The organism is Providencia sp. JGM181 (assembly GCF_018257375.1).
Taxonomy (GTDB): Bacteria; Pseudomonadota; Gammaproteobacteria; order Enterobacterales; family Enterobacteriaceae; genus Providencia; species Providencia lanzhouensis.
In genome coordinates, this window is the sequence record NZ_JAERJY010000022.1 from 1 (window position 1) to 7,001 (window position 7,001).

Here is a 7,001-nt window from a genome sequence, read left to right on the forward strand (position 1 = left end):
TCTATCATCATTAACAATAATTACTTGATTCTTAAATTTGATAGATGAAAAAACAAAGGAAAAAACCAACAATTCACGAATTCCAGACATAAAAAAAGACGCTCTAAGCGTCTGATTTTTGGTGCCGAAGGCCGGACTCGAACCGGCACACCCGAAGGCGGTTGATTTTGAATCAACTGCGTCTACCAATTCCGCCACTCCGGCACGAAGTGATGTGTTTCTTGGAAAACGCTGCCATTATACTTGCCTGATGCCGACTGGCAACATTTATCTTGAACAATCAGATTGTTCGATTAAAAAAAAAGCACCTGAAAAAATCTTTCTATAAAAAGCGCAATATCCCCTGTTCTGTTCAACAACATTTGAATATCTATGCTAATTTTCCTAAGAGTATTTTCATTGTCTTAACCCTTCGGTGACTGGCGACAAAGCATAATTTTTGTTAGTTTATCCGCACTCTTATGTAAAATTATAAAGGCATATTTTATGGGCTTTGTTGGATGGATAGCCACTGGTCTGGTTATTGGCATCTTAATTGGTGTCGTCATGAAAATTTTCTCAAAGAAAAAATAAATATTGGCTGAAAAGCCTTTTATAAACAATCATATCGGCTGGCTTCAAACATGAAGAAAACGTTTCTTAAAATTTTGTCGGTATCCGCACTGTCTGCGGCATTGATGGCCTGTTCCTCAACGACAGAAAAAACCGCGCAAAGCTCACCAAGTGGCATGCTTGCAGGTAACTCCGAGTGGCAAATATTCGAAGGCGATAGAAGAACTTACGAGCGTGTCACCAAAATCGTCGATATGTATGCGAATCGAATTTATAACGAAAGTAATGCCCGAGGCATGGCGATTATCGTCATTGATAACAACCAAACTCTCGCTCGCTATTACGGTGAAACTGCGCCGGGTAATGGACAAAAACCGGGCCCTAACTCACTAATCCGCATCGCTTCTGTTAGCAAATTAATGACCAGCGAAATCTTAATTAAGCTAGAGCAGGATAAAAAATTAGCGATCACCGACCCGCTACAGCAATACAGCTACAACGGTGTTACCGTGCCTGATAACAACAGCGGGCAACCTATCCGACTGTATCATTTAGCGAGCCATACCAGTGGCTTGCCTCGTGAACAACCGGGTGGAAAATGGGGTCGCCCTGTCTTTATTTGGCCAACCCAAGAGAACCGTTGGACATGGCTGAAAACCGGTAAACTCGATTTTACACCGGGTACTGAAGCCGCTTATTCCAACCTCGCCTATGATTTACTCGCTGATGCGATGGTCAAAGCGACGGGGCAGTCATACCCGCAATTGTTCAGCAAATACGTGACATCTCCGGCGAAAATGACGGATACCACCTACACCCCAAGCAAAGGTCAGTGCGCCCGTTTAATGGAAGGCACCAAGCCAAGCCCTTGCCATAACACCCTTGCAGCAGCAGGAAGCGGTGGTGTGTATTCTACTCCGGCAGACATGCAAAAATGGATGCAGCAATTTTTATCCACGGATAATAACCTACGTAAAGCGACCGCAGCCCGCGAACAAGGTATTTTCTTCCCCCGTGAAAAGCTGTTAGATGCCAAAGGGATGGACGTGGCAGGTTATGCTGATGGACTGGGTCTTGGCTGGGTGTATATGAAGCCTAAAAACGGTATTCCGGGGATCTACCAGAAAACCGGCGGCGGCGGCGGATTTAATACCTATATGGCGATGATCCCACAGCAAAATATTGCGGTATTCGTAGTGATGACCCGTAAAGATGGTAGTAAGTTCAGTAAGTTGACCGCTGGTGTGAATGATATGGTTGCTTCATTATCATCTAACCATGCGTATGGGAAAAATTGAAAGGGTACCGCCGACGCGATTAATGCACTGGCGAGTTATACCCCTACCCTAAAACGCGGATTTGTGCGCGTACTTACCTTTATCGTGACAACTGCCTGAGCCCTTCAGGCAGTTTTTTATTCGTTGTTATTTTTGTTAGACGGCTGCTTTTTTTGATAGACGTCTGCTTTTTATGCAATATTTTAGGATGACCTTTCGCTACTCTTAGGCCTTATTACTTATGATTAGCAAAGGAACTAAGATGAAAATTATCCCGCTTTTCGCTCATAACATAGTGCGCCCCAGCTCCGTAAAATCAGGAAGGAACACTATTTCTGAATTAGTACAGCAACTCAGAAATGTATTTAATCATCAAGAACTCTTTCCACAGCCTAAAAAACCAGACTATGTCGAAATAGATCTTTCCAGACTGAAGAATGAAAAAGCGGATAATCCGAACATTGAAGCAACGGCTGAGTATAAAAAGTTACTCGCAGATACCATAAACGAAGCAAAGCAATCATTCATTCAAGCAACCAGGCAAGCAACCTGGAAAAATACTTACAAGATTGAACAAGCATACAGTGCCAATGGCGGCGCTTTCTCTTATGCACAACAGATTGCCAACAAAAGTAGAAAAAACGTGATTGGCATTCTCGGTAATTCTCAATTTTACAAGGGAGAAAAAGTGACAAAGTATGTGTTGTTTAAGCCTCAAGGAAAAATTCAATCGATATTGAGTAATTTCGGTAATTTTATCTTCAGCAAAAAATGAGTGTATTCTTGAAGTGGAGAGTTGCCATCAGCAATAAAAAAGGCTGTAAAATCATTCGATTCGACAGCCTTTTTCAATTTAAAGGGAATGGACTATTTTCGTTTAACTAACAAGAAGATACTCACGCCCAAGAACAAGACACTCGGCAGCGCTGCCGCAAGTACTGGCGGAATGGAATAGACCAAACTCCAGTTACCAAAGCCTTGGTTTAAGATGTAGAACAAGAAGCCGCCCACAATCCCTGAAATCACACGCACACCCATTGGAACCGTACGCAGAGGTCCGAAGATAAAGGAAACCGCCATTAACATCATGACTGCCGCAGAAAGTGGTGCTAGAATTTTTTGCCACATACTCAGCTGATAAACCGAAGCAACTTGCCCACTCTCTTTCAAATAGGTGATGTACTGATACAGGCCACGAATCGAAAGCGAATCCGCATTCAGAGAAACGATACCTAACTTCTCTGGCGTTAAATTGGTTTTCCAATCATAGGTTAAACGCTGTGAACCCGTAATTTTTTGCTGGCTACCCAAGATAGATTCTTGAACTTGGGATAACACCCACAGCTTTTTATCTGCATCATAAGTTCCGCGAGCGGCAAACATCACAGACTGTAATTTGCGATGGTCATCGAAGCGATAAATAGAAACATCTTGGATGGTGCTCGCATCTTTAATGCGCTGGATATAGATAAAATCATGAGCATCTTTTGCCCACATACCTGAATCCGTAACCACCAAAGAACTACCAACAATTTTCTCTGCACGGTAGTTACGCGCCCACTGCTCGCCTGCAGGTGCAATCCACTCCCCCATGACCATCGTAACGATAACCAATGGAATCGCTGTTTTCATCACAGACATCGCAATTTGCAAACGGGTAAAACCCGACGCTTGCATCACCACCAGCTCACTGCGGGAAGCTAACGCGCCTAACCCCAGCAATGCGCCCAATAATGCCGCCATTGGGAAGAAAATATCGATATCTTTGGGAACGGTTAATAAGGTGAAAACCCCTGCGCTCATCGCCGTGTAATCACCATCACCCACTTTGCGAAGCTGCTCGACAAACTTGATGATCCCTGAAAGCGAAACCAACAAAAACAGCGTCATCAAAATCGAATTGAGGATGGTTCGACCGATATACCTATCTAAAACACCAAACATCAGGCAACCCCTCTGGTCAACTTAGCACGCACTTTGCGCATTGGTACGGTATCCCATAAATTCAGTATCACTGCTAATAGCAAGTAACCGAAGTTAACCGCCCACATTGCATATTTAGGGTCGACATCCCCCTTATCTGCGCTATTACGTAATGTACTTTGTAATAAGAAGAAAATCAGGTACAGCAGCATCGCGGGGATCATACTGAGTACGCGCCCTTGACGTGGGTTGACTTCACTCAGAGGAACCACCATCAACGCCATGACCACCACAGAGAACACAATGGTTAGACGCCAGTGGAATTCAGCATTGACCTCAGGATTGCTCTCATTCCACAGCTGCATCATGGTTTTTTGTTCCACTTTATCCGTACTGACATCCGTGGCTTTATGGTCAACAACGGCTTGGTAATTTACGAAGTCAGTGATGCGGAAATCTCTCAGCATTGCCGTGCCTTCGTAGCGAGTACCTTGGTCTAGCACCACCATCTGGCGACCATATTCGTCTTCTTTCATATAACCGCTATCCGCGACCACAACGGAAGGACGCTGCTCATTGGCTGTACGCAACTGAGCTAAGAAAACATTTTTAAAATCATTGCCTTTGACTTCGCCGATGTACAACACAAAGTTGCCATCTTTAGTGGTTTTAAACTGCCCTTCCACCATCGCCGCTAAACCGGGGTTGGCTTTTGCATCCGCCAAAACTTGTTCTTGATACTGAGATGACCAAGGCAACATCCAAGTAATATTGGCAACAGCAACTAAGGCGGTTAATGCAGCAAGTACCAGTGCCGCTTTCACAAGCACACTTTTACCTAGGCCGCAGGCATGCATCACAGTAATTTCGCTTTCTGTGTACAATTTGCTGTAAGTCATCAATAGCCCAAGGAATAGGCTCAAAGGTAAGATAAGTTGCGCCATCTCCGGCACACCCAATCCTAATAACGGAAGAACTAAATTCGAAGGAATATTCCCCTGAACAGCGGCACCTAAGATGTCGATGGACTTTTGACTAAAAAAGATAAGCAGCAGGACAAAAAGTATCGCCAGCTGGCTTTTCAGGGTTTCCCGAACCAAATATCGAATAATGATCACGCTTATTACGCCTGTGAAAACTTGTCTTTTGGGATGAAAATGGCTAAGTTCGTTCTATGACAGCCATTTACTAAAATATACTCTGGTTTATTGTTTGGCTAGAATGATATAAAAGCATTATCTATACTAAGTGCTATATCGGAATATGCTTAATATAAGCGAAACTAGGTATTTGCTCAATTTAACACAAAGAGTTCATTCTCTATAAGCCAGATCATGCGAAAGGCTAATTTTAACTGGAGCATCGACCTTTGTCTTTAAGATTCAGGAGAACGCATGGAGTTTAGTGTAAAAAGTGGTAGCCCGGAAAAACAACGTAGTGCTTGTATCGTTGTCGGAGTCTTTGAACCACGCCGTCTGTCCCCTATCGCTGAACAGCTGGACAAAATTAGTGACGGATATATCAGCGCCCTGCTGCGCCGCGGTGAGCTTGAAGGTAAAGTAGGTCAATCCTTGCTGCTGCATCATGTGCCTAACGTTCTATCTGAGCGTATTTTACTGATCGGTTGCGGTAAAGAACGTGAACTCGATGAGCGTCAATTCAAACAAATCATTCAGAAGACTATTAGTACTCTGAATGAAACTGGCTCAATGGAAGCCGTTTGTTTCTTGACTGAGTTACATGTAAAAGGTCGCAATAACTACTGGAAAGTTCGCCAAGCCGTTGAGACAGCGAAAGAATCCCTGTATGTCTTCGACCAGCTGAAAAGCAACAAAACTGAACACCGCCGTCCACTGCGTAAACTGGTCTTCAATGTACCAACGCGCCGTGAACTGACCAGCGGTGAACGTGCTATCGCCCACGGTTTAGCTATCGCCTCTGGCGTTAAAGCGGCTAAAGATTTGGGTAACATGCCACCAAATATCTGTAACGCTGGCTATTTAGCGTCACAAGCTCGCCAACTGGCAGACATTTCTGACAGCAAACTGACTACTCGCGTGATCGGCGAAGAGCAAATGAAAGAGCTGGGCATGAACGCGTACTTAGCAGTGGGTCAAGGTTCTCAGAACGAATCTCTGATGTCCATCATGGAGTACAAAGGCAACCCAGATCCAGAGTGCAAACCAATTGTACTGGTCGGTAAAGGTTTAACCTTCGACTCAGGCGGTATTTCTATCAAGCCAGCTGATGGCATGGATGAGATGAAATACGACATGTGCGGTGCCGCGACCGTTTACGGCGTCATGCGCTTTATCACTGATCTACAACTGCCAATTAACGTCGTCGGTGTACTGGCTGGCTGTGAAAACATGCCGGGTGGACACGCATATCGTCCAGGTGACGTCCTAACCACGATGTCTGGTCAAACTGTTGAAGTGTTAAACACGGATGCGGAAGGTCGTTTAGTCCTGTGTGATACCCTGACTTACGTTGAGCGTTTCGATCCAGAACTGGTTATCGATATCGCCACATTAACAGGCGCATGTGTAATTGCCTTAGGTAGCCACTACACTGGTTTAATGTCCAACCACAACCCACTAGCTCACGAGCTGTTAAATGCTTCAGAGCAAGCTGGTGACCGTGCTTGGCGTTTACCGTTAGCTGACGAATACTATGAGCAAATCAGCTCTAATTTTGCTGATTTAGCGAACACGGGTGGTCGTCCGGGTGGTGCTATTACCGCAGGCTGCTTCTTAGCACGCTTTACGGGCAAATATAACTGGGCGCACTTGGATATCGCAGGTACTGCATGGCGTTCAGGCAAAGCTAAAGGAGCAACCGGTCGTCCGGTTTCTATGTTAGCTCAGTTCTTACTGAACCGCGCTGGCTTAAATGGTGACGAGTAATTTCGATTACGATTAAAAATCGCCATTGATTAAGTTGTTATTATAATATCCCGATGAGCAGGCTCTGCGATTCGGGATATTGTTTTTTCAATAGGTATCAGCAAGTTATACGCCTCAGAACACACGTCCATTAAGCCATTTTGAGGCTGCTATAAAAAAGTATATAATTCAACACAGATTTAATCTTGCTGCGACCTTGGGAGCATACATAAGTATGTGACCGAAGCGAAAGAACGCAGCCAACACCCCTACAAATTGAAGTATGACAGTTTACGGTTATACCCTAGATAATTCAGTTTGTAGGTAGGCGGCAAGTGATTGAGACCTTGGGAGCATACATAAG

5 protein-coding genes and 1 tRNA gene are annotated in these 7,001 nt (G+C 44.5%); 3 read left to right on the plus strand and 3 right to left on the minus strand.

Annotated features, from left to right (window positions below):
- Nucleotides 1–119: 119 nt before the first annotated feature.
- Nucleotides 120–204: transfer RNA gene (locus tag JK188_RS05075), tRNA-Leu, on the minus strand.
- Nucleotides 205–623: 419 nt separating this feature from the next.
- On the opposite strand from JK188_RS05075, the gene ampH reads away from it, so the two are divergent.
- Both ampH and JK188_RS05085 read left to right on the plus strand, forming a co-directional pair.
- Entirely contained in the window at nt 624–1,850 is a 1,227-nt protein-coding gene (gene ampH, locus JK188_RS05080; protein ID WP_211886900.1) for a D-alanyl-D-alanine-carboxypeptidase/endopeptidase AmpH, read from the plus strand.
- 241 nt (nt 1,851–2,091) lie between these two features.
- Complete coding sequence (locus tag JK188_RS05085) at nt 2,092–2,604, plus strand: hypothetical protein (protein WP_211886898.1); 513 nt, start codon at nt 2,092–2,094, stop codon at nt 2,602–2,604.
- Between the two features lie 92 nt (nt 2,605–2,696).
- On the opposite strand, the gene lptG is transcribed toward JK188_RS05085, so the two are convergent.
- Complete coding sequence (lptG, locus tag JK188_RS05090) at nt 2,697–3,773, minus strand: LPS export ABC transporter permease LptG (RefSeq protein WP_211886897.1); 1,077 nt, start codon at nt 3,771–3,773, stop codon at nt 2,697–2,699.
- Nucleotides 3,773–4,870, minus strand: a complete 1,098-nt coding sequence (gene lptF / locus JK188_RS05095) for an LPS export ABC transporter permease LptF (RefSeq protein ID WP_108478846.1) — start codon at nt 4,868–4,870, stop codon at nt 3,773–3,775. The genes lptG and lptF overlap by 1 nt, the downstream gene beginning before the upstream one ends.
- A gap of 276 nt (nt 4,871–5,146) precedes the next feature.
- Between lptF and pepA the strand changes: the two genes are divergently transcribed.
- Nucleotides 5,147–6,658, plus strand: a complete 1,512-nt coding sequence (gene pepA, locus JK188_RS05100) for a leucyl aminopeptidase (protein WP_036949149.1) — start codon at nt 5,147–5,149, stop codon at nt 6,656–6,658.
- Nucleotides 6,659–7,001: the final 343 nt, after the last annotated feature.